Raw genomic sequence first — 23,417 nt, 5'->3', positions numbered from 1 at the left:
TGAACTGCACCCCGAAAGTTGGACACATTCAGTCTAACTTGGAGGGTGCTTTTCTATGGCTAAATATTCTCAAGAATTTAAACTTGAGGTTGTCCAATATTACTTATCTGGTTTTGGCAGACACCAAGTAAGTCATAAATTTGGAATACATCATAGCGATGTTGCTAAATGGGTAGCCAATTATAATAATCATGGTGCTGAGGGTCTGAGCAGGAAAAACACAAATACTGTATATACTCCTGAATTTAAATTTAAAGTTATTCAGTCTGTTCTTGAACAAGGTTTATCTGTACGTGAAGCTACAAATCAATTTAATCTGAAATCACACACACAGTTATTAAGTTGGTTGCTCCAATACGAAGAACACGGTATAGATGGCTTAAAAGCTAAGCCGAAAGGACGACCTAAATCCGTGCCAAAGCCTAAGATAAAAAAAGTCAAAAATGCTCTGAATGATAGAGACAAAACCCAAGAACAGCTACTAGAAGAACTTGCATATCTACGAGCTGAGAACGCTTATTTAAAAAAGCGGAGAGCCTTGATTCAGAAGCAGAAAGAACAGGAACAAGCCGAACAGCAACGGTTACAAGATTCATTTCTGAATTAAGGCAAAACTATAAATTGAAATATCTATTACGTGCATCACAGATGGCTCGAAGCACGTACTTTTATCATGAGCAGCGATCAAAGCTTAACGACAAATACAGTGACCTTAAGCAGCAAATTAAGATGATCTATCATAAGCATAAAGGTCGGTATGGCTATCGTAGAATTACTCTTGCTTTAAAGAATATGGGATTAACAATTAACCATAAATGTGTACAAAGACTCATGCAGTCAATGAAACTTAAATCACGCATTAGAATCGCAAAATATCGTTCTTACAAAGGGGACATCGGGCAAGTTGCAGATAATGTACTACAGCGCCAATTTAAAGCTGACAAACCAAATCAGAAATGGGTAACGGATGTAACCGAGTTTAATATTCGAGGAGATAGGCTTTACCTATCACCAATTATGGACTTGTTTAATGGGGAAATTATTGCCTTCCAAACCCACCGTAGACCAATGTATGAGTTAGTAAAAAATATGTTGAAAGATGCACTTACGAAGCTTGCAGATCATGAAAAGCCTATCATCCATTCAGATCAGGGATGGCAATATCAAATGCGTCATTATCAGCGAGAACTAGCAGAAAATGGTTTAACCCAAAGTATGTCTCGTAAAGGAAATTGCTTAGATAATGCATCAATGGAGAGTTTCTTTGGAATACTTAAATCAGAATGTTTCTACGGTGAAAAATTTAATTCTGTTGAGGAATTAGAGAAAACTGTGAAAGAATACATTCATTATTACAACCATGAAAGAATCAAGGTTAAATTAAAAGGACTAAGCCCTGTACAATACAGAACTCAGTCCTTAGAAGCTGCTTAATTAATTGTCCAACTTTATGGGGTCAGATCAATTTAGAGCGGTTTTTTATGGCCTAATTTTTTAATTCATTCATTTTTGCTAGTTCAATCCACTCAGCTTCAGGGAAATGAATGGCTAAATGGTTCTTCAAATAATTTGAAGTATCTTGAGAGATTAATGGATCTTTTGATTCATCTTTTAGGTTGTAAACCAAAGCTTTTAATTTCAGACCACGTGACTTAAGTGCCTCGAGACTAAGCAATGTATGGTTAATACTCCCCAAACGACCAGACGTCACCAAAATAACAGGAAACTGATGCTGAGCAACGTAATCAATAGTAAGTAAACTGGTGGTTAAGGGTACCATTAAGCCACCTGCACCTTCTAACAATACAATTTCAAAACGCTCAGCCAATGTTTTAGTCGCATTCTCAATTTTTTGAAAATCGATCTCTCGGTTATCAAGACGCGTTGCTAAATGAGGTGAAGCAGGATAACTAAAGATTTCCGGCATAGTTAGCTTGTCATGATCTTCTTGAAACCAACCTTGCCCCATAATTTCACGATGCTTCTGGATATCCTCAGAGATATCAGCATTACCTGTTTGAATAAGTTTTTGGGTAATTACTTTTTTACCCTGCTCAGTCCATAATTTTGCTAAGAAACCTGTCGCGTAGGTTTTACCAATTTCGGTATCAATCCCACTCACAAAATAGATCTGGCCACTCATTTACTTCATTCTCCGGGCAATACAATAAATCGGGTGATATGTTAGGGAGTACCCCTCGGCGTGCTTAAACCGGTCATAATCTTGATAAAACTGCTGTAAAGATTGCTTAGTCCAACGATGCTGAGCAGTTGCCGTTACACCTGTTGCTTTTAAATGCTGCAACACGGCTTTAGGCGAATCGAAATAAAGCTGAGTTTCCGACTGTGCCAAATGCAAAATCTCAAAACCAGCCTGAGTTAAGGCACTATTCCAATTTTCAAGATTCCAATAATTTAAACCTTGCCCAGTTAGCTCTTTAATTTCAATGAGGTTTTTAGGACCAAATGTTGAAAAGCATAGCCAGCCTTGCTCATTTAAAGCAGCATAGCAATGTTGAAGTAGCCGTGGTAAATCTTGCATCCATTGCAAAGCTGAACCGGAAACAATCATATTGAGCTGCTGAGGGAATTCTAAGGTTTCAACGTCTCCAATTAACCATTTCACATGTTCTTCATGATTAAAGTGCTGTTGCACCTCTGCATACAAATCATTTAAAACTAAATTTTCAATTTGAAAAGATTCAACAAGCAGACGAGTTAAATTGCCAGAACCACAACCAATTTCAAAGACACGTGACATTGCGCTTGGACAAAATTGCTTTAGTAAGTTCGTTAAGTTTTGGCAAATTTGTTTTTGGACAATTGCATGCTTTGAATAGCTTTGCCCTGCTTTAGCAAAACGTTGGGCAACCAAATTTTTATTCAAACTCACAGGAAACTCACCAATGCTTCAAGTTCATGTTGCTCAACCATTGATGTTAAGGAAATGCGCAAACGCGAACTATTTTTAGGTACTGTTGGTGGACGTACAGGCATGGCATAAAAACCGCTTTCCTGAACCTGTTTCGCCTTATCGATAGCAGCCTGACTTTCTCCCACAATCACTGGAATAATATGGCTGGTCGATGGACTCACATACCCCTTTTGCACCACTGCTTGTTGAAGATATTGGCTAATATTTTTTAAATGTTCACGTTGAGATTGAGCCATTAATACTTTTTTAAAAATAAAATTTGCCCATGCCATAACAATCGGAGGTTGAGCGGTACTAAAAATAAGCGGACGCATTTTATTAATGAGATAATCTTTAATAATTGGATGGCAAATAATATAACCACCGACTGCTGCTAGCGCTTTACCCAAGGTACCAACTAGAAAATCAATTTCCTGAATTACATTATATTGTTCGGCACATCCTAAACCTTGCTGTCCACGTACGCCAATTGAATGCGCTTCATCGACATATAACATGGTTTTAGCAAAGCGTTTTTTAAGCTGGACTAAAGCGGTTAAATCTGTTTCATCGCCATCCATACTAAAAATACTTTCCGTGACCACAATAATTCGTTCAATCTGGTCATCATCATGATAATTTTGTAGAAGTTGCTCTAAATGCTGTAAATCATTATGTCGATACCTCACATACTGGGCACCAGACAAACGAATCCCATCAATCATACTGGCATGAACTAACTTATCTGCCAGAATTAAAGTTTTACTATCAGCAACAGCGGGCAAAATACCAATATTCATATGGTAGCCACTATTAAATAATAGAGCCGCCCGACCACCAAATGCTTGGCTTAGGCTATTTTCCAACTGTTCATATTCATCAAAATTGCCGGTTAATAAACGTGAAGATGAAGAACTAAAATAGCTGCGTTCTAATGGATAGCAATCTAAAAATTCTTGGCGAAGATCAATATCAGCTGCCAACCCAAGATAGTCATTTGAAGCTAAATTGAGCATCGTTTTATTTTGAATCGTAATAAAACGGCCATGCTGCACATTTTGGGTAAATTGTCTGAAATTACCTTGTCGTTTTAACTCATCTAACTCTGTAGCAAAATGATCGAGCAATGACATCTTAATGTGCCCCCTGCATCGTTTTAACTACTTCAACCAACTGTTCGAGCAAGCCACTTAACTCTTGTTGAGTGATGACATAAGGCGGCATGACATAAACTAATTTTCCAAAAGGACGAATCCAGATTCCACGCTCTACAAATTGTTGCTGTAAAGTTTTCATATCGACATTAAAGGTGAGTTCCACTACACCAATTGCACCGAGCACTCTTACATCGGCAACATAATCAAGCTGATTTAAAGGCATTAAATATTGACTAAGCTGTTGCTCAATTCGCTTAATATTGGCCTGCCAATCTTGCTCAATTAATAATTGCGTACTTTTTAAAGCAACGGCACAAGCGAGTGGATTGGCCATAAAAGTTGGGCCGTGCATAAATACCCCAGCCTCACCGCGACTAATGGTTTCTGCTACATGCTTTGTCGTTAAAGTCGCAGACAAAGTCATATAACCGCCTGTTAACCCTTTACCTAGGCACATAATATCCGGCTCGACTTGAGCATGTTCCCAAGCAAAGAGCTTACCTGTACGACCAAAACCAGTGGCAATTTCATCAAAAATTAATAACAGATGATATTTTTCACAAAGCGCTTTAGCCTGACGTAAATATTCAGGATGATAAAAGCGCATGCCTCCTGCCCCTTGGACAATCGGCTCAATAATCAGTGCAGCAAGGTTTTCATGATTTTGCTGAATAGCTTGCTCTAACTCGGCAATATCTTCTTGGTTCCACTCTTCATGAAATTTGGTTTGCGGTGCTGCTACAAAAAGACGGTTCGGTAAGCTGGTACCAAAAATCTGATGCATGCCTGTCACTGGATCACAAACAGACATCGCATTCCATGTATCACCGTGATAACCAGAACGTGTAGTAATAAAATTTGTTTTTTGTGGTTGACCTTGTGCTGTCCAGAATTGCACAGCCATTTTCAAAGCAACTTCAACGGCAACCGAACCTGAGTCTGCATAAAAAATTTTATCGAGACTCGGCGGTGTAATTTTTAAAAGAATTTTGCCAAGTTCAATAGCAGGATCATGAGTTAAACCGCCAAACATGATATGAGACATATTTTGTAGCTGGTCGGTCACTGCCTGATTAAGTTCAGGGTGGTTATAGCCATGAATTGCACACCACCAAGATGACATACCATCAATTAAAGTTCTACCATCATCAAGTTCAATCGTTGCCCCATAGGCACGCTTCACTTTAAATGTGGGTAAAGGTTGGGTCATTGAAGTATATGGATGCCAAATATGTTCCAAATCAAAATTATCGGTCATCCTCTATACCCTTTTACAGCAATCAAATCTTTCATTTAGCACATGTTAAACCTGTTAAGAATGAAAGAAAATTGCGAGATCAATCAAAGCTTATGAACTTTGCTGATGAATTGTTAAAAATTGGCAGATTTCTTCAATTGTCCTCTCTACCTGTAAGTAGGGAAAAGCATGAGTAGCATCTTTTAATAGCTTATAACCCATGTTTTCTGTCGCTATATCTTTAAAATTTTCAACAATCTTGCAAGGAATGACATTATCTTGTTCAGCAAACAGGTGAAACTGTCGTCCCGAATAGTTTTTCAAGTTATCTACCAAATTTAGCTGCTCAAGCATTTTTAAACCGTCTAATAACAGTTCATTTGTGGGCGGATTTGCTATGTTTTGTACGCTAAGCCAATCTTGTTTTGCCTGAGATGAGCCAAGTGTAATTAAATAATAAAAACGTTTTAAAGTAGCTTGGGGATTCTGTAAAAAGGAAGCTTTAAATTGACTAAATACATCAGCAGGCATAGCAGTATGCCACGAGGTATTAGCCACAAAACAAGGATTAGAGGCAAGCGTAATTAACGTTTTAGTTTGGCCCGTTTGTTTATAAAAAAAGTCAATCAGGTATGTTGCTAACTGTCCACCTAAAGACCAACCTACAACCACATCAATATCAGTTAAAAAATCAAGCTGCTCGTGAAAGTCACCACCTAAAACATTAAAAATATTAATAAGTTGCGTGCCATACCCAGCTTTCATTAAACCTAATTTTAACGATTGCAAAGGTTCTATTCCTACTCCCCAACCTGTAATCAATAAAATTTTATTTTGTAACTTCATATGCACGCTCAAAGACAAATTTATGGAAATTATATATTAATATCAATTTAAAATATCTTTTAAAATCAATATAAAAATCGAATTCAAAAAAGTAAAATCAACTATTTAGGGCTGTTAAATATTCTGAAATATATTGATAAATAAGGCCTAAAATATTTATATGAAATATACAAAAATTTAATTATCTAAACATTGAAGCAAATCAAAAAACAACATAATCCACACTTCACCCATAAATCCATTATGCAATGTAATTAATGTTAATACTTATGTTTTTTTATTAAAAAAAATGACTCATCAATTCATTTTAATGTTAGAAGATTAAATATTGATCAAAAAATATGGGCAGGCAAATATGAACAATCAAAGTATAATATCTGATGGGAGAGAAAAAGATACATATTTTGTTACACCCAATGATATTATAAATACCTTACCTACAGATAAAAATTATTGTTTATTTCTGGATATTGATGGAACATTAGCTCCATTTCAAATTCATCCTGAGCATAGTTTTATTCCAAATACTACCTTAGAAGTTATAAAAAAAATTATTGAGTTAAATATACCCGTGATTGCTGTAACAGGACGTGATGTTGAAACAGCGAGTAAGCTACTTCAGTCTATTGAATTACCTATAGCGGGCTTACATGGTTTAGATATTTATTTTGATTCTGATACTTATATTCGCCCAGATTTAAGCGATATTAATTTTCAAAAATTAAAAGAAGATATTATAAATTCTTGTGAAAAATATCCCGATTTATTAATTGAGGATAAAGGACATTCTATTGCTTTACATTATCGAAAAAACCCGGAATTAGAAGATAATGCAATTTATATTATGCAACAGATTAAATATTTTTATCCTCAATTAAAATTAAATAGAGGAAAATTTGTCGTTGAATTATTACCTAAACAGGCAGATAAAGGTAAAGCAATACAAACAGTATTAAATCATCTTAATTTACCGTTAACTCACCCCATATTTATAGGAGATGATTTAACGGATGAATCAGGTTTCATTTTTATTAATCAACAGTTTGGCACTTCAATTAAAGTAGGTTCTGGTGAAACAGAGGCTCAATATAGATTAAAAGATATTAATAGTGTGTCTAATTTTCTTTTTTTCTTCCTAGAAAAAATAAAAAAGTTATACGTCAAAAATAGTCAAGATCAGAATGGAGAACAAATATGTCTAAATTAATCGTGTTATCGAATCGAATCAGTATGCCATCGGGTAAGGCTTCAGCAGGTGGCCTTGCAGTAGCTGTACAAGACGCATTAAATGATAGTAACGGCATTTGGTTAGGCTGGAATGGTCAGCAAATTACCGATACTGAAGCGCCTGAATTCGATCAGGCATATTCTCATGGGATCGACTACATTACCTGCCCTCTTACACATCAGCAATATGCACAGTACTACTGTGGTTTTGTCAATAAAGTATTATGGCCTGCCATGCATGATCGAGATGACCTGATCGAATATAATGCAGAAGAATATAATACCTACCAAAAGGTCAATCGTTTATTTGCTGAAAAATTACAACAGATTGCTCAGCCCGATGATCTGATTTGGGTGCATGACTATCACTTTTTCAGCGTAGCTCGTCATTGCCGTGAATTAGGTATGCAAAATAAAATCGGTTTCTTTTTGCATATTCCTTTCGCAAGCTTAAATATCTGGCGCAAGATCCCAGTTGCACTACAGTTAGTCCAAGATCTTTGCCAATATGATGTGATTGGTTTACAAACTCAAACCGATCAGAACACCTGTATGCAAACCTGTATGGGCTTACTTGAAGCTCAAAAAATACTAAGCGACAGAATCAGTTATAAAAAACGTCAAATCTTGATTAAGTCCTATCCTATTGGGGTTCAACCAGAGCTTATTCAGCGCCAAGCACAACAGGCCTTTCATACCCCATACGTATTTAACTTTGAAGATATACCACGTCAAAAAACAATTATTGGGGTTGACCGGATTGATTATTCAAAAGGTTTACTTGAGCGTTTCAATGCATTTGCAACTTTCCTTGAAACCAATCCTGAATATCATGGATTGGTACGTCACCTTCAAGTTGCAACGCCTTCACGTACAGATATTCCAGCCTATCAACGCTTATACCAACGCTTTAAGGCCAAATTAGAACTGATTAATGAAGAGTTTGCTCATGAAGATTGGCGACCTATCGATTGTTGCTTCGACACAGTTCAACATGACAGCTTGATGCATATTTATCGTCGTTCTGACATTTGCTGGATTAGCTCATTACGTGATGGTATGAATTTGGTCGCAAAAGAATATATTGCGGCTCAAGATCCAGAGAACCCAGGTGTGCTGATTTTATCTAAATATGCCGGTGCTGCTGAACAAATGACTCAAGCATTGATTGTTGATCCATTAGATAGAGCAGCCATGATGGATTCTTTAAAAACCGCTCTAGAGATGTCCAAAGCTGAACGTATTAATCGTTATGAACAGTTAATAGAAGGTTTAGCAGCTACTGACCTGAGCGATTGGCGAAATAATTTCTTGAAGGATTTAGAAAATTCTCCGACATTCACAAAGTCTAAGTTGTCCTTACAAGAAAAGTATCAACCCACTTACCATGTTTTATAATAATTTAAGCTTAGGGAACATCGAGGATGTTTTTCTCGATGTTCCGCGGCTGGTAAGCAAGCTTAAATTACTTTGCCTTCACAAGAGTAAAGCGATTGAGTATAGCAATCATGGTTAATAAAACCGCCACTCCTGATAAGACAGTGGTTAGGCTAGTCCACTGGCCAATCAACCCAATTAAGGCCGGGCCACTTAATGAACCTGTATAAGCAATCGTTGACACTAAAGACAGTGCCGCTGCTTTAGGCATATCATTTTGGCGTCCGACACGAGAGAACATGACTGGTACAATATTAGAACAGCCTAAACCTAAAAGTGCATAACCCAATACGACAACTTGCCAAACAGGTGCCATCACAATAGTGACCATAGCAAGAGCAGCAACAATTGCACTATAAGTCACAATAGTTTTCTCACCCCACTGTTTTAACAAGATATGCCCTGCAAAACGACCACTTGTCATACTAAGCGCGAAGAAAGTATAAGCCAGCCCAGCAAAGGCAGGATTAAGTTGGTATTTACTAGTTAAATAAATACCACCCCAGTCCATTGCCGCGCCTTCTGACAAAAAGGCAATAAAACACATCATCCCAATCAAAAGGATCGTACCATTCGGACGTGAAGATTTTTTAGGCGCGTCAGTTATTTCCGCTGCACCTTGTTCATCTTGCTCAAATGTTGTTAAGGCAGATGGAATGGCAACAAAGCTCACCACTAATAAAACCATGACTACAGACAATGTGCTCATGAGTGGTGAAAGGCCAATTGCTAATAGTGCAGTGACAAGCATGGCACCGATTAAACCGCCAAGGCTACACATACCATGAAAACTAGACATGAGCGCACGTAAGCTGTGCTTTTCCACCACAACTGCTTGTAAATTAATAGCAACGCCAAGACTACCTGCTGCCGTACCAAAAATGAATAACGCTACAGCCATCGATACAAGACTATGCCAGATCGTTAAACTTGGTAGTAATACCATCAAGAGTATGGTCGCCACAGCAATTAATGGACGACATCCCCAACGCTTAACTAAAGCCCCAGTCGCAGGCATAGCAATCATTGAGCCGATTCCCATACAAAGCAGCAATAAACCAAAATTTGCATGATTTAGGTTTAAACGTTGCTGAGCATACGGAATAAGTGGTGCCCATGCAGATATCGCAAAGCCCAAGCTAAAAAAGCTAAGACGAGTTGCTAATCGTTGTGTACTTAAGAGAGTAGCTGTATCTAAAACAGCAGGTTTGGAAAATAACATATACGCGAAGCTCACCATAAAACCATTGGCGATCCATACCAACCGATTCCCCATAGAAAAACCCTTGCCTCATTAAATTTCTAGGCAAGGGTTTTTGTTGGCGAAATTATATCCAATTCCACAAAAAAAACATGGGGTCTGATACAAATTTTCTGACTTTTTTGTAACTGCCAAAGCCTTATGTAGTAAGGCTTTGAATATATTCAATTTGGCAGAATTAACATTTAAACGGTGACTTCATTTTATTAAAATGAGCCAATAAAAAACCCAGCCTAAGCTGGGTTTTTCAAGTCATTAAATTTGAGACTGGATATAATTTTGTAGGCCAATCAGTTCAATTAAACGCAACTGTTTTTCAAGCCAATAAGTATGGTCTTCTTCAGTATCTGATAATTGTTGACGTAACATGTCACGACTGATGTAGTCGCCTTTTTCTTCACAAAGTTTAATACCTGTCGCTAATTTTTCACGCACATGATATTCAAGTGCTAAATCAGCTTTTAAGCAAGATACAACGTCTGTACCAACATTGATATCTTCACGATGCATGTTTGGTTTGGCACCTAAAAATAATACACGACGAATAATCGCATCGGCGTGAGACGCTTCTTCTTGCATCTCATGGTCAATACGTTCATAAATCTTGTTTAAGCCCCAATCTTCATACATACGAGAATGGATTAAATATTGATCACGGGCAGCCAACTCTCCGCCAATGAGCATATTTAAATAGTCTATGACTTCTGGATTGCCACGCATAATAAATCTCCTATCGTATGAGTCTATTATGGGCAAACTTAAAAATGATTGCAAAACAAAAAATAGTTAAGTTTATGATTTTTATCAAATTAAAATGAGAAACATACGCATTTGCAGTTTAAGTTATTTAAATTTCCTTTGCAAAAAGAAACGCTTGTCCGATTTATAAGCTCAGACAAGCGTTCAAATATAGCAAAAACCATCAATTTATAAATTTGTAACTAAAATCAATGGTTCTTATTTCGCTAACCTTTTAGCTCAAAGTTTGCCCATAGCCTGCCATGAGTGATAAGAAATCTGTTTCATTCATGATAGGGATACCTAACTTTGCAGCTTTTTCTAATTTTGAACCCGCCTTCTCACCAGCAACTACACATTTTGTTTTGCTAGAAACACTCCCACTTACTCGTGCACCTAATGCTTGTAGCATTTGAGTGGCCTGATCACGGGTCATTTGCTCTAATGTACCTGTAAGTACCCAGCTTTCACCATTTAAAGGCTGACGCGTTGGTGCTGTTGGCGCATCCCAATGAATTCCTGCAGCAATTAAACGATCGAGTACTTCAATGTTATGCGGTGCCAAGAAAAAGTCAGCAATCCACTCTGCTGTAATATCCCCTACGTCTGGGGTTTTCTTTAAAGCTTCTACATTCGCAGCTTTAAGAGCCTCAAGCGTCTGAAATGTATTTGCTAACATTCTAGCCGTTGTTTCACCTACTCCACGAATACCTAATGCATAAATAAAACGTGCTAGAGTTGTTTTCTTACTTGCTTCAATCGCATCTATTAGGTTCTGTACTGACTTTTCTCCCATTTTTTCGATGCCCAACAGAGTTTCTCTGTGCTCATGCAAATGGTAAATATCAGCAACATCTTTGAGTAAATCGAGACGTAATAAAGATTCTACCCAACGATCTCCCAAGCCCTCGATATCCATCGCTTTACGCGATACAAAGTGACGAATGGCTTCAATACGCTGTGCGGCACAATATAAACCGCCTGAACAACGTGCGAGAGCCTCACCTTCAGGCATCACTACAGGCGAAGCACATACTGGGCAGGACTCTGGTAAATGAACAACTTCTGCTTCAGCAGGACGGAACTCCGGCCAAACTTTTTCTACTTTAGGGATCACGTCACCCGTACGATATACACTTACCGTATCGCCAATGCGTACATCCAGACGATGAATTTCCCCAATATTATGCAACGTTACGTTAGAAACAGTCACACCACCCACAAAAACAGGGTTTAAGCGTGCTACAGGGGTCAAAGTCCCTGTACGCCCTACTTGCCAGTCAATCTGCTCAACTGTAGTTAATGCAGCTTGTGCCGGGAATTTATAAGCAGTTGCCCAGCGTGGTTCACGACTTAAGAAACCAAGCTGCTGTTGCTGTTTTAGGTCATCAACCTTCACCACCATGCCATCAATTTCAACTTGCAAGTTTGGACGCTCTTGTTGAATTTGCTCATAGCGCTGCTGTACTTCTTGAATTGAATTACACAAGTACTGACGCTCAGCAATTTGGAACCCAAGTTCCGTTAACCATTGCAAGCTATCATGCATGGTTGTCAGGCCATGATTCGGTTCACACTGTGCAATCCCATACGCATAAAATGCCAAAGGTCGAGCAGCAGCAATATTTGGATCAAGTTGTCTTAAACTTCCTGCGGCTGCATTTCGAGGGTTAGCGAAGGTTTTTTCTCCCTTTGCTTCTTGATCAGCATTGAGTTTTTCAAAACCAGACTTTGGCATCAATACTTCGCCACGTACTTCAAGTAGACGAGGTATTTCATATTTTTCTGAATGCAGAACTTTAGGTAAGTTACGAATGGTTTTAACATTTTGAGTAATATCTTCACCCGTTTCGCCATCCCCACGGGTTACACCGCGAACGAGTACACCATTTTCATACCATAGTGAAATCGCAAGGCCATCGAGTTTTAACTCAACTTCATATTGTACTTTCTGGTTCGGAAGTCGCTCTTCTACACGGCGTGCAAATGCAAATAAGTCTTCTTTGTTAAATACATTACCAAGTGAAAGCATTGGCACCACATGCGTCACACTCTCAAATTTTGAAAGCGCTTGACCACCTACTTTTGTTGTTGGTGAGTCGGCTTGTACAAGTTCCGGATATTGTTCTTCTAAAGCTTTTAACTGATGAAATAAATGATCGTATTCACTGTCCGAGATTGTCGGCTGATCCATGACATAGTAGGCATGGTTATGCTTTGCAATCAATTGAATAAGCTGACGCATCTGTTCGATCACGGAAGTTATTGCCATTATTTTATTCACCATAAAAAAGGGTGGAAATTTCTCCACCCTGAGCTGCGACTAGATATATTGCAATTATCGCAACCTATACCAAAAATTTAAACTAGGCTGTTGCCTGTGCTGGACGATAATCAATCACATGATGGCGCCAATGCTCTTTTAACTGTGGCGTAAATTCAAGGTTATTTTCATCATAAACCTTACCATCAATTTCACGAGCAATAAGGCCTGCAATACTGGTCATCATGTCAAAACCGGTAACAGCTTTGCTGTTTGGAAGTGCAAGGAAAAATGCTAAACCTTGAACTTGCTCAGTCGATAAAGTTTCTAAATCGAAACCAGCAGGACCATTATCAGTCATACGCAATACAGAGAACATCAATGCACTCGGCTCATCAGTATTTTCATAGCGGTGGAAACAAGACATTTCACCGTAACGTAGACCATATTTTAAAAGCACTTTCAGTGCTTTATCACCCGATAACGCACGGCGCGGATTTGGATATACATTTAATGCGATAATCTGCTCAGCCATTGCTAACGCACTTTCGTCATCAAAACGTTGCTGCTCATGTAAATGTACATCAAGAATGTTGCTTTCACCTTCAAACTCAGCAATTTCAGCAGTTTCGATATTTGGATTTAAGCTTAATTCCGGCTCAGTTTTCGGTTGCCCTTCTGCAACTTTTGGTTCTGATGAGCTAACAACTTCTGGTTCAGCAGAAACGGTATCAACTAACTCAACTGAACTATTTTCACTTACAGTTGGGCTAACAGTATTTTCTTCAGCTTTAACTTCTTCTACTTCTACTGGCGTATTTTCAACGGGTACTTGTGTCTGGACTGTTTGAGCTTGTGAAGCCTGTTCTAATTCTTTTGTTCCCTTTTCTTCTGACTGGGCTGGCTCGCTTAAAGTTGGTTCCACTCGTTCAGCAACGGCTGCTGACGCAACAGTAACTTCTGGCTGTTCAAGTTGATCTCGTACATGACGAGGGATAACCGGTTGATTACTTTCAGGATTAATATGCAAATCACTGTCTAGCGAGGGTTCAGCATGGTTCGGCTTTTTTAAAATCATTCTTAAGCCAATTAGCATGATAATAATGGCAACAACGATGCCAATAATCGTATTGATTTCCATTCTATGACTCCGAAACTAACCCGTATTCTTTTGCCTGTTCTAAATTGACAGTGACTAATTTTGATGTACCCGGTTCAGGCATGGTTACACCCAACAAGTCAGTTGCCATGGTCATCGCCAGCTTATTATGTGTAATGTAAATGAATTGTACATGTTCAGAAAGCTCTTTTACCAAATTACAATATCTCTGTACATTCGCATCGTCGAGTGGAGCGTCCACTTCATCGAGTACACAAAACGGTGCCGGATTTAACCTGAAAATAGCAAATACTAATGCTAACGCTGTTAACGCTTTTTCTCCACCGGAAAGTAATGCTAGAGAACTGTTTTTCTTACCCGGTGGTCTCGCCATGAGCTTAACCCCAGATTGCCAATCATCCTCAAGACTTAAACTGGCTTCACCACCATTAAAAACTTTTGGAAATAGATTTTGTAACTCTTGATTAATCTGATCAAAAGTCGACATAAACAACTTACGGGTTTCTTGGTCAATGCTCTTCATCGCATCTTTTAACTGAGTTACCGTATTTTCCAAGTCTTGAATCTGGTGGCTCAACTCATCAAAACGCTGAGAAACTTCTTCAAACTCTTGTGAAGCAGCTAAGTTAACTGCACCGATTTTTTCAAACTGTTTCTGTACTTTTTCTAGTTTTTGCTGGTGTTCAGTTAAATCTATTTTCAAGCCCGTTTGAAGCTCGGCATTTAACTCTTTGAGCTGTTCTTGATAGTGCTCACGGTCCGACTTGGCGGCTTGCCATGCTAAACGTTTGGCTTCAAGCTGCTCTCTAAGCTTTTCATCTTGCTGTTGGTATTGATGGCGTTGATCTGTAAGCGTTTGTTGCTTCTCTTGGACACTATTAAGCTCAATCTGCCATTCATTCCATGTCTTTTGCAGCTTTTCGGTTTGAGCAAATTGTTGTTGAAACTCTGACTCAAGGTTTGGCAACTCTAACTGAATAGGGTCAACAAACTTTTTCGCCTGTTCCATTTGCGCTGTAATTTGTTGATATTGGCTCTGCAAGAACGAAATATCTTTTTCAAGCAGCTCAATTTGTTGAGTTGTCTGCGTACTATTACGTCGTAAAATCTCACGTTCTTGTTGTTGCTGTTGTAAGACTTGTTGCTGTTCCTCAAGCTGCTCTGTTAATTCTTCTACCTGAAATTGCAAAGTTTTATAGTCAGGTAAAATAGTTTCGAGCTTCATTGCCAATGCATGCAAATCAATTTCAAGATCATCTTTTTGCATCGCATCTTCTTCAAGCTGCGTATCTAATTGAGCGAGTTGATCTTTCAATTGCTGTTTTTGCAATAAAAATGCTTGTGCTGCGGTTTGTTGCTTGGCAATTTGTACATCAAGCTGTTGCAAGTCTTTTTGTTTTTGTTTAATGACTTGTTGTTTTTGCTGTAGGTCAACTTGTAACTGTCCTAGCTCATCTTTTTGCTGAACTATAATTTGATCTAATGTTTGTAATTCTGGTTGCTGCTTTTGAAGAACTTGTTCAATTTCGTCTAGACGAATACGATGACTGAGCATACCTTGCGCACTTTGACTTTCGTCATCATACATAAGAGCAATTACCCAATCTTGCCCGACATGATAACCATCTAAAGTCAAAATAGACTGGCCATATTGCAGTTGCTTTTGTTCATTTAAAGCATGAGATAAATCTTGTGCAATCGCTACATTCGAGAATATTGATAGCTGTGGCGATGCAATCCAATCATTCAAGCAAGTCAGGTTCCCCTTAAATTTGCTTGATTGCTCTGAAGGCTTTAACTGGCGAGCAATTCCTTCCTGAAAGGCTTGTTCAGTTTCAACAATATGTGCCTGCAACCATTTTGCTAAAAACTTTTCAATAATCTGCGCGCGTGGTTTGCCCTGCTCTGTTAACTCTAAAGCCTGCATTAAACGTAGCGTATCTTGGTTTTGCTTTGGACTTTGTTTAGCAACAAGCTGGCTTAAGTTTTTCTGCTCTGATAATAAAACCTGTATTTCTGTTTTTAACGTTTGCTGCTGGTTTTTATTTGCCTGATACGATTGTTGAGCTTGTTCAATACGCTGCACATACTGCTCAATTTCAGCTTCTAGCGTTGAGATTTCAAGACAAAGCTGCTGCTGTAATTGCTCAAGCTCGCCTTGTTCATCTTCGTGTACTTGCGATTGGATCTGGTTTGCTTGATGTTGCAGCGTTTCTTTTTGCTGTTCAATGCGCTGAACATTTTTGCCTAATTGCTCGATTTGAGCAGACATTTGCATTTTTTGCTGCTGTTGTTTTTCAACCTGAGCTTTTACTTGCTCAAATTGTTGCTGCGCTTGCCGTTGCTGTGATTGTAAACCGGCAAAACTTTGCTCTGCTTGAGCTGCTGTATGCTCAATTGCAGTTAAAGCTTCGGTTTGCTCTTCTAACTGGCTATTCAGTGTCTCAAGCTGTAATTCAGAAAGCTGTAAACGTTCTTTCGTTTGAGCTTTTTGTTGTTCCAATTGAACAAGGGTTGTACTGTTTTGCTGAAATAAACTCTGTTTTTGTTCTAGAGTCATTTTCAGTTCAGACAGTTTCTTTTCAGCTTGTTGCCATTCTTGTTGTAACGGTGAAGATTGCTGAATAAGTCTCTGAAATAAAGCACTGGTAGATTCTAAATCATGTTCAATCGTACTTAATTCTGAACGAACTAACTTAAATGTTTCCCCCAGTTCATTCATTTGAACGGTATATTCTTCTTGTAGACGTATACTTTTCTCTGCCTGAAAAGACAAAATTTCAATTTTGAGTGTACGAATCTGGCTTTCTAATGTTTTATATTGAACTGCTGCTTCTGACTGGCGTTTAAGCGTTTTAAGCTGCGATTTTAACTCAAGCGCAATATCTTCCAAGCGTGAAAGGTTTTGCTCCGTATGTTCAAGATGTTGCAAGGTTTCGCGTCGACGCGCTTGATAGCGTGAAACACCTGCCGCTTCTTCAATGAAAATACGCATTTCTTCAGGCTTGGCATCAACCAAGCGGTTGATCATGCCTTGTTCAATGACTGCGTAAGAGCGTGGCCCTAACCCTGTTCCCAAGAAAATGTCAGTAATATCACGGCGGCGACAACGTGTACCATTTAAGAAATACTCAGATTTACCTTCGCGAGTTACCTGACGACGAACTGCGAGCTCATTATAAGCATTATAAGCTCCACCTAATTTGCCATAGGTATTGTCAAAACGCAGTTCTACACTGGCAACACCAACTGGCTTACGCTTGGATGTTCCGGTAAAAATAACATCTTGCATGCTACCACCACGCAGCTGACGAGCGTTTGACTCCCCCATCACCCAGCGGATCGCATCAATAACATTGGATTTGCCACAACCATTTGGACCAACCACTGCTGTGCGGTTCGCCTTAAAATTTAAAGTTGTACTATCTGCAAAAGATTTAAAGCCGGAAAGTTTTAAACTGCTTAAACGCATAATGCCCTAACTAGCGGCGTGAGCGTCTCGCCCAAGCCAATTCAATCTGTTTCATTCGTGTCAGCGATTCCAACACAAGGTTACGTAAGTGTCGACAAAAATCTTCCATAAATAAAGCGGCTTGTTGTGATTTTCGGATCAAAATTGCATCAGTCACGAGTTTAAATAATGCAAACGCTTCTTGTAGTTCCCGTTTAGAGGTATTTAGCGTCAAAAAATAACTACGACGTAATGATGGTAATAATTCTTTATAAAATTTCATTAAATAAGGATTACCGACCATATCTTGTTGTTCAGCAAGATATTGGAAAATAGCATCGTAGAATTTTTCAATATCGCCTGCTTTTACATGCTCAAGAAGCTGTTCTAACAAGAGTTGTAATTGATCGGCTTCATGGGCACGCCATGTTTCGCTTATGCGTTGTACAATATGCCCCAATAACATCATATTTGTATCAAACAACGCTTTGACCTGTTGTGCCGACATTTCCGAAACAATTGCACCACGACGCGGAAAAATTTCAATGAGATGCGTACGCTCGAGTAATAATAGCGCCTCACGAACTGATCCCCTACTTACGTCAAGCTCTTTAGCGATACGAAGCTCTTGTATGCGTTCGCCTTCGACCAATTCACCACTAATAATCTGTTCGCTAATATATTTGACAATTTGCTCAGAAAGACTTTCTGTCTCTTCGAGATTCATAAATCACCCGCTACTTTTTATATGCATTAATCCATGCTTTTCTTTCGCATCCTTGTTTTTAACTGATCCCATCCATTAAAAACTATGTCATTGTCTGACAATTTTATTGCATTTTAAGCCAACCCACCCAAAATCCATACACAAATCGGATGAAAAACTCACCTTTAATCTTTTCAAGTCTTCAAATAAAAAAAGCTTAAACCGTGAGAGTCTAAGCTTTCTTTTCTATATATTTTTAATAAAACGTTTTTAATTCATAAAACCTTTATAAATAAAATAGCTGCCTACCACGACTAACAAGCAAGCAAAGCATTTTTTTAGCATTTGTGGTGACAATGCGTGGGCAACCTTAGCCCCAAGTTTAGCGGTGACAAAACTCATGACACTAATACCAATAAAAGCATAGATATGGATATATCCAATCGTATTAGGTACAGAAATGTGCTCTTTAGCACCAAACCACATAAAACCAATTGCACCTGCAATAGCAATAGGTAAACCACAAGCAGCAGAGGTCGCAACTGCTTTTTGCATGACTACGCCATGACGGTTTAAATATGGGACAGTTAAGCTTCCGCCTCCAATACCAAAAATTGCAGAAGCAATACCAATGCCTCCACCCGCCATGAATTGCATAGGGGTTGAAGGAAGCTGACGTGTTGGGTCAACCACAACATGGGCTCCTTTGAACATCCGATAAGCCATCACAACAGCAAAGACACCAATAAGAAGCTGTAAATGCTGTCCAGACAAAAGGTCGGCAATACCTGCACCTAAAAAGGAACCAATCACTAGTCCCGGTGCTAAATTACGAAAAACAGGCCAGAGGACTGCACCTTTTTTATGATGAGCCGAAACTGAACTAAAGGAAGTCACAATAATGGTTGCTAGGGAGGTTCCGACTGCAATATGCATGATTACCGCGGGATCATAGTGCAACTGGGTAAAAACGACATAGAGAATTGGTACAATAATTAGTCCACCACCAACTCCAAACAGTCCGGCAGTAAAACCAGCAATTGCGCCAATGAGTAAATATATGATTAACTCCATAAATGTTTTACCACTCTGCTCATATTCAACATGGATTTAGAGACTCGCCAACTACAACAACTTTTAAGCGCAAAAAACCAGCTTCCAGAAGTGGTTTTATTAAAAGCAACCACAACTTCGACCAATGATGATATTCGTGAAATTGCCCAAAAAGGCATTACAACAGGCTTGGTTTGCAGTGCTCAACAAACTCAAGGGCGAGGTCAACATCAACGGCAATGGATTTCACCTGAAGGAAACATTTATTTAAGCACATTGGTGCAAACTCGAACACCCTTAGATGGTCGCTTAGCACTTGAAGTTGCGTTGAATATTTTACAAATTCCACAGCTACAACCTTTGAGCCTACAAGTGAAATGGCCAAATGATTTGTATAGTACACAAGGAAAATGGGGCGGAATTTTGGTTGAACCTCTTTCCCAACATCAGGCGATTGTGGGTGTAGGTATTAATTTAAAAACACCACCAGTCACTGATAGTGATCAACCGATCACGTCTCTAGAAGATTTAGGCCTAGAGCAAATGAGTCGTCTTGAGTTAATTTCGGAGCTTTATGTTGCAATTCAAAATGCAGCCCGCTGGTTTGATCATGGTTGTTATAACCTTGCAGGACGTTTTAACCACCATGCAGCATGGCTTAATCAGTTAGTTCAGTTCGAACATAGTCAAGGACTGGTATATGGCCGTTTCGTTGGAATCTCTAATGAAGGTGCGGTGATTCTTGAAACTCCTGAACCACAGCAGTTTTATCAAGGTCGTCTAAGACCACAAACCACTCAGTAATCAGGTATTTTTCCCATGAAAAGTTTATGGCTTGATATCGGAAACACCCGTTTAAAATACTGGATTACTGAAAATCAGCAAATTATTGAACATGCAGCTGAGTTACATTTACAGTCTCCTGCCGATTTATTACTGGGATTAATCCAACACTTTAAACATCAAGGCTTGCATCGTATTGGTATTTCTTCGGTACTTGACACTGAAAACAACCAACGTATTCAGCAGATTTTAAAATGGCTTGAAATTCCTGTTGTTTTTGCCAAAGTCCATTCGGAATATGCAGGCCTACAATGTGGCTATGAAGTACCGAGTCAGCTCGGGATTGACCGCTGGTTACAAGTATTGGCTGTTGCAGAGGAACAGGAAAACTATTGCATTATTGGTTGCGGAACAGCGCTTACCATTGATTTAACCAAAGGCAAACAGCATTTAGGCGGTTATATTCTACCTAATTTGTATTTGCAGCGCGATGCACTTATTCAAAATACCAAAGGTATTAAAATTCCCGATTCGGCTTTTGATAATCTAAACCCGGGAAATAACACAGTCGATGCAGTACACCACGGTATTTTGTTAGGTCTGATTAGTACAATTGAAAGCATCATGCAGCAATCTCCTAAAAAGCTGCTCCTCACAGGTGGAGATGCTCCTCTTTTTGCTAAATTTCTACAGAAGTACCAGCCAACTGTTGAAAAAGATCTTTTGCTTAAAGGGCTACAACAATATATTGCCCATTACCCTAAAGACTAAAATACAGAACAAAATAAAAGGCGCTCTAAGCGCCTTTTATTTTATGGTTTTATTTCTTTTGGTCGTTGTTACCAAACAGTGGTCCCATACCGCCGCCACCGCCAAATTGTTTTTGCATATTGCCTAAAGAACGCATCATTTTGCTCATACCAGATGGATTCGCAAACTTCTTCATCATTTTAGCCATTTGCGCTTGTTGCTTAATGAGTTTATTCACTTCAGCAACATCCATACCACAACCTGCCGCAATACGTTTTTTACGACTTGGGTTCATCAGGTCTGGATTACGGCGTTCCTTAACAGTCATTGACTGGATAATAGCTTCCATCTTTTTGACTTGTTTTTCAGGGTTCGCTTGCTCAATCGCTTGCTGAATCCCTGCACTGCTCATGCCTGGCAACTTGTCTAAGAAGCCCATCATGCCGCCCATCTTCTTCATTTGCTCAAATTGCATCAGCATATCTTCAAAGTTGAAGCTGCCGCCTTTTTGCAATTTTTTCGCCATTTTTTCGGCTTTTTCTTTGTCGATTTTACGTTCAACTTCTTCGACTAAAGAAAGTACGTCACCCATACCTAAAATACGTTGGGCAACACGATCCGGATGGAATGGTTCTAAAGCATCAAGCTTTTCACCCATACCTAAGAACTTAATTGGCTTACCGGTAATAGCACGCACAGAAAGTGCCGCACCACCACGCGCATCACCATCAGTTTTAGTAAGAATCACACCTGTAAGCGCTAAAGCATCATTAAATGCTTTAGCAGTATTTGCAGCATCCTGACCTGTCATGGCATCAACCACGAACAGAGTTTCAGTTGGCTTAACTGCTGCATGCAATTCTTTAATTTCGTCCATCATGTCTTCATCGACATGTAAACGACCTGCCGTATCGACAATCAACACATCGGCAAACTGGATTTTTGCCTGTTCAATTGCACGGTTAACGATGTCAATTGGCTTTTCAGAAGGATCTGACGGAATAAAGCCTGCACCAACTTCTACTGATACAGTTTCTAACTGTTTAATTGCTGCCGGACGGTAAACGTCGGCAGAAACGGTCATTACTTTTTTCTTTTGACGTTCTTTTAAGAAACGTGCCAGCTTGGCAGCAGTTGTAGTTTTACCTGCACCTTGTAAACCAGCAAGCAATACAACAACTGGAGGCTTAGCACTTAAATCCAGTGTTTCATTGGCCTCACCCATCATCTTGGTGAGTTCATCATAGACAATTTTTACAAATGCCTGGCCTGGAGATAACTGAGTCATCACTTCTTGGCCCAATGCCTCTTCCTTAACTTTCGCGATAAATTCACGAGTTACAGGTAACGCGACATCGGCTTCAAGAAGAGCCATACGTACTTCACGTAAGGTATCTTTAATATTGTCTTCGGTCAGCTGCCCTGAGCCAGTAACATTTCTTAAACTCTGCGTGAGTCGTTCTGTTAAGGTATCAAACATTGCAAAATCCGCTTAAAATGGCTAGTTGCAAAAAAATCTTTCTCGAAATAGAAAATTTATGCATAGAATGCTATAGGATACTTTAGTTCGCAGCGAATTTATATCTTATCTAGATGAATTAATCCTGAAAAAGGTTTGACATGATTAGCCTCCCCTTGGTTTACACAATTTTGGCACTCATCGCATATACCACTTCTTTCTGGTATCTGTTCATACGTTTAATGTCAAAACGTGAACCAAACCCATGGTTATTTGCTTTTGTTACGACCTTAGCACTGCTGTTACATGGCACAGTTTTATGTCATGCCATGCTGACGCCATCAGGAATTAACTACGATGTTTTTAATCTGGTGTCTTTTACATCAGGACTTATGTTGTTGTTAAGCCTAGTTTTTAGTACTTTCCGTCCGATTGTACCGTTAAACTTGCTCGGCATTCCTGTAGCAGCGATTGGTCTTATTTTAGGTTTTGCATTTAGCCGTCCCGATCAGTTTATTGAACAGCATTCATTAGGTTTAGATACTCATATTATTCTTTCACTTTCTGCTTATGCTGTTTTACTGATGGCAACCATACATGCGATCTTGATATGGTTCCAAAACCGTGAACTCAAAAAGAAACAAAAAAAACGTATTTGGGTCAATTTACTTCCATCCATTCAGGCCATGGAGTCTTTATTATTTGACCTCATCATTACTGGTTTTATTTTATTAACCATTGCTCTCGCGTTTGGTTTCTTAACAGTTGATAGCTTCTTTGCCCAGCATCTCGCTCATAAAACCGTATTTAGTATTATTTCATGGTTTATTTATGGCTCTTTATTGATTGGCCACTATAAACTTGGCTGGCGCGGACAAAAAGCGATTCGTTTTACCTTAATTGGTTTTGCATTATTAGCGATCGGTTTTATTGGCAGTAAATTTGTGCTTGAGATGATATTGGGCCGATAAAACAATTAAAATTTCAGCACTACTAGACAGCGTTATACATATCC

At 38.9% G+C, this 23,417-nt stretch carries 19 protein-coding genes; 6 read left to right on the top strand and 13 right to left on the bottom strand.

Features of this window, described 5'->3' with window-relative positions:
* Nucleotides 1–55: 55 nt before the first annotated feature.
* A protein-coding gene (locus MKL62_RS01160) for an IS3-like element ISAba45 family transposase (protein WP_094081405.1) occupies nucleotides 56–1,434 on the top strand; the annotation gives its coding sequence in 2 pieces (ribosomal slippage) (nucleotides 56–530 and nucleotides 530–1,434; 1,380 coding nt in all).
* A gap of 52 nt (nucleotides 1,435–1,486) precedes the next feature.
* On the opposite strand, the gene bioD is transcribed toward MKL62_RS01160, so the two are convergent.
* From bioD to MKL62_RS01135, 5 genes are all read right to left on the bottom strand, one after another.
* Nucleotides 1,487–2,143, bottom strand: coding sequence for a dethiobiotin synthase (gene bioD / locus MKL62_RS01155; protein ID WP_005129487.1), 657 nt, complete (start codon nucleotides 2,141–2,143; stop codon nucleotides 1,487–1,489).
* On the bottom strand, nucleotides 2,144–2,893 hold the full coding sequence (gene bioC, locus MKL62_RS01150; protein WP_002067854.1) for a malonyl-ACP O-methyltransferase BioC: 750 nt from the start codon (nucleotides 2,891–2,893) through the stop codon (nucleotides 2,144–2,146).
* Nucleotides 2,890–4,047 carry an 8-amino-7-oxononanoate synthase gene (locus tag MKL62_RS01145; protein WP_030423591.1) on the bottom strand — a complete coding sequence of 386 codons (1,158 nt, stop codon included), beginning with the start codon at nucleotides 4,045–4,047 and terminating at the stop codon, nucleotides 2,890–2,892. The genes bioC and MKL62_RS01145 overlap by 4 nt, the downstream gene beginning before the upstream one ends.
* Before the next feature lies 1 nt (nucleotide 4,048).
* Nucleotides 4,049–5,329 carry an adenosylmethionine--8-amino-7-oxononanoate transaminase gene (gene bioA, locus MKL62_RS01140; protein ID WP_005129496.1) on the bottom strand — a complete coding sequence of 427 codons (1,281 nt, stop codon included), beginning with the start codon at nucleotides 5,327–5,329 and terminating at the stop codon, nucleotides 4,049–4,051.
* 90 nt (nucleotides 5,330–5,419) lie between these two features.
* Entirely contained in the window at nucleotides 5,420–6,154 is a 735-nt protein-coding gene (locus MKL62_RS01135) for an alpha/beta hydrolase family protein (RefSeq protein ID WP_005129498.1), read from the bottom strand.
* 355 nt (nucleotides 6,155–6,509) lie between these two features.
* Between MKL62_RS01135 and otsB the strand changes: the two genes are divergently transcribed.
* Together otsB and MKL62_RS01125 are read left to right on the top strand one after the other, a co-directional pair.
* The gene (gene otsB / locus MKL62_RS01130; protein ID WP_005129501.1) at nucleotides 6,510–7,361 is read left to right on the top strand and encodes a trehalose-phosphatase; all 852 of its coding nucleotides are present in this window, start codon (nucleotides 6,510–6,512) and stop codon (nucleotides 7,359–7,361) included.
* Nucleotides 7,349–8,779 carry an alpha,alpha-trehalose-phosphate synthase (UDP-forming) gene (locus MKL62_RS01125; RefSeq protein WP_005129503.1) on the top strand — a complete coding sequence of 477 codons (1,431 nt, stop codon included), beginning with the start codon at nucleotides 7,349–7,351 and terminating at the stop codon, nucleotides 8,777–8,779. The genes otsB and MKL62_RS01125 overlap by 13 nt, the downstream gene beginning before the upstream one ends.
* Before the next feature lie 67 nt (nucleotides 8,780–8,846).
* On the opposite strand, the gene MKL62_RS01120 is transcribed toward MKL62_RS01125, so the two are convergent.
* The 7 genes from MKL62_RS01120 to MKL62_RS01090 form a co-directional block, all read right to left on the bottom strand.
* Nucleotides 8,847–10,040 carry an MFS transporter gene (locus MKL62_RS01120; protein ID WP_001992131.1) on the bottom strand — a complete coding sequence of 398 codons (1,194 nt, stop codon included), beginning with the start codon at nucleotides 10,038–10,040 and terminating at the stop codon, nucleotides 8,847–8,849.
* Nucleotides 10,041–10,334: 294 nt separating this feature from the next.
* A complete protein-coding gene (ftn, locus tag MKL62_RS01115; RefSeq protein WP_001214863.1) occupies nucleotides 10,335–10,799 on the bottom strand; it encodes a heteropolymeric bacterioferritin subunit Ftn in 465 nt (154 codons plus the stop codon).
* A gap of 253 nt (nucleotides 10,800–11,052) precedes the next feature.
* Complete coding sequence (gene ligA, locus MKL62_RS01110) at nucleotides 11,053–13,089, bottom strand: NAD-dependent DNA ligase LigA (RefSeq protein WP_005129506.1); 2,037 nt, start codon at nucleotides 13,087–13,089, stop codon at nucleotides 11,053–11,055.
* A 94-nt stretch (nucleotides 13,090–13,183) separates the two neighbouring features.
* Nucleotides 13,184–14,221 carry a cell division protein ZipA C-terminal FtsZ-binding domain-containing protein gene (locus tag MKL62_RS01105; RefSeq protein WP_000405211.1) on the bottom strand — a complete coding sequence of 346 codons (1,038 nt, stop codon included), beginning with the start codon at nucleotides 14,219–14,221 and terminating at the stop codon, nucleotides 13,184–13,186.
* Nucleotide 14,222: 1 nt separating this feature from the next.
* Nucleotides 14,223–17,672: a chromosome segregation protein SMC gene (smc, locus tag MKL62_RS01100; protein WP_033523173.1), complete on the bottom strand. Its 3,450-nt coding sequence runs from the start codon at nucleotides 17,670–17,672 to the stop codon at nucleotides 14,223–14,225.
* A 10-nt stretch (nucleotides 17,673–17,682) separates the two neighbouring features.
* The gene (locus MKL62_RS01095) at nucleotides 17,683–18,378 is read right to left on the bottom strand and encodes a GntR family transcriptional regulator (RefSeq protein ID WP_001047228.1); all 696 of its coding nucleotides are present in this window, start codon (nucleotides 18,376–18,378) and stop codon (nucleotides 17,683–17,685) included.
* A gap of 249 nt (nucleotides 18,379–18,627) precedes the next feature.
* Nucleotides 18,628–19,431, bottom strand: a complete 804-nt coding sequence (locus tag MKL62_RS01090) for a sulfite exporter TauE/SafE family protein (RefSeq protein WP_000420176.1) — start codon at nucleotides 19,429–19,431, stop codon at nucleotides 18,628–18,630.
* Nucleotides 19,432–19,461: 30 nt separating this feature from the next.
* Here MKL62_RS01090 and MKL62_RS01085 point away from each other — a divergent pair, with 30 nt between their 5' ends.
* Both MKL62_RS01085 and MKL62_RS01080 read left to right on the top strand, forming a co-directional pair.
* Complete coding sequence (locus MKL62_RS01085) at nucleotides 19,462–20,214, top strand: biotin--[acetyl-CoA-carboxylase] ligase (protein ID WP_000362828.1); 753 nt, start codon at nucleotides 19,462–19,464, stop codon at nucleotides 20,212–20,214.
* Nucleotides 20,215–20,229: 15 nt separating this feature from the next.
* A complete protein-coding gene (locus MKL62_RS01080) occupies nucleotides 20,230–20,964 on the top strand; it encodes a pantothenate kinase (RefSeq protein ID WP_005129512.1) in 735 nt (244 codons plus the stop codon).
* Nucleotides 20,965–21,013: 49 nt separating this feature from the next.
* Here the strand turns inward: MKL62_RS01080 and ffh are convergent, their stop codons facing one another.
* Nucleotides 21,014–22,423: a signal recognition particle protein gene (gene ffh / locus MKL62_RS01075; protein ID WP_005129514.1), complete on the bottom strand. Its 1,410-nt coding sequence runs from the start codon at nucleotides 22,421–22,423 to the stop codon at nucleotides 21,014–21,016.
* A 140-nt stretch (nucleotides 22,424–22,563) separates the two neighbouring features.
* Here ffh and MKL62_RS01070 point away from each other — a divergent pair, with 140 nt between their 5' ends.
* A complete protein-coding gene (locus MKL62_RS01070; protein ID WP_000624642.1) occupies nucleotides 22,564–23,373 on the top strand; it encodes a cytochrome C assembly family protein in 810 nt (269 codons plus the stop codon).
* Nucleotides 23,374–23,417: the final 44 nt, after the last annotated feature.

The organism is Acinetobacter sp. AOR01_HL (assembly GCF_027855455.1).
GTDB classification, from domain to species: domain Bacteria; phylum Pseudomonadota; class Gammaproteobacteria; order Pseudomonadales; family Moraxellaceae; genus Acinetobacter; species Acinetobacter baumannii.
Note: the sequence above shows the minus strand (reverse complement) of the source record. Positions and strands in the feature narration are given on the sequence as shown.

Bases quoted from the DNA above. Each gene is read 5' to 3' on its own strand.
- bioD (WP_005129487.1), bottom strand. From the start codon at position 2,143: ATGAGTGGCCAGATCTATTTTGTGAGTGGGATTGATACCGAAATTGGT.
- MKL62_RS01145 (WP_030423591.1), bottom strand. From the start codon at position 4,047: ATGTCATTGCTCGATCATTTTGCTACAGAGTTAGATGAGTTAAAACGA.
- bioA (WP_005129496.1), bottom strand. From the start codon at position 5,329: ATGACCGATAATTTTGATTTGGAACATATTTGGCATCCATATACTTCA.
- MKL62_RS01135 (WP_005129498.1), bottom strand. From the start codon at position 6,154: ATGAAGTTACAAAATAAAATTTTATTGATTACAGGTTGGGGAGTAGGA.
- otsB (WP_005129501.1), top strand. From the start codon at position 6,510: ATGAACAATCAAAGTATAATATCTGATGGGAGAGAAAAAGATACATAT.
- MKL62_RS01125 (WP_005129503.1), top strand. From the start codon at position 7,349: ATGTCTAAATTAATCGTGTTATCGAATCGAATCAGTATGCCATCGGGT.
- MKL62_RS01120 (WP_001992131.1), bottom strand. From the start codon at position 10,040: ATGTTATTTTCCAAACCTGCTGTTTTAGATACAGCTACTCTCTTAAGT.
- ftn (WP_001214863.1), bottom strand. From the start codon at position 10,799: ATGCGTGGCAATCCAGAAGTCATAGACTATTTAAATATGCTCATTGGC.
- ligA (WP_005129506.1), bottom strand. From the start codon at position 13,089: ATGGCAATAACTTCCGTGATCGAACAGATGCGTCAGCTTATTCAATTG.
- MKL62_RS01105 (WP_000405211.1), bottom strand. From the start codon at position 14,221: ATGGAAATCAATACGATTATTGGCATCGTTGTTGCCATTATTATCATG.
- smc (WP_033523173.1), bottom strand. From the start codon at position 17,672: ATGCGTTTAAGCAGTTTAAAACTTTCCGGCTTTAAATCTTTTGCAGAT.
- MKL62_RS01095 (WP_001047228.1), bottom strand. From the start codon at position 18,378: ATGAATCTCGAAGAGACAGAAAGTCTTTCTGAGCAAATTGTCAAATAT.
- MKL62_RS01090 (WP_000420176.1), bottom strand. From the start codon at position 19,431: ATGGAGTTAATCATATATTTACTCATTGGCGCAATTGCTGGTTTTACT.
- MKL62_RS01085 (WP_000362828.1), top strand. From the start codon at position 19,462: ATGGATTTAGAGACTCGCCAACTACAACAACTTTTAAGCGCAAAAAAC.
- MKL62_RS01080 (WP_005129512.1), top strand. From the start codon at position 20,230: ATGAAAAGTTTATGGCTTGATATCGGAAACACCCGTTTAAAATACTGG.
- ffh (WP_005129514.1), bottom strand. From the start codon at position 22,423: ATGTTTGATACCTTAACAGAACGACTCACGCAGAGTTTAAGAAATGTT.
- MKL62_RS01070 (WP_000624642.1), top strand. From the start codon at position 22,564: ATGATTAGCCTCCCCTTGGTTTACACAATTTTGGCACTCATCGCATAT.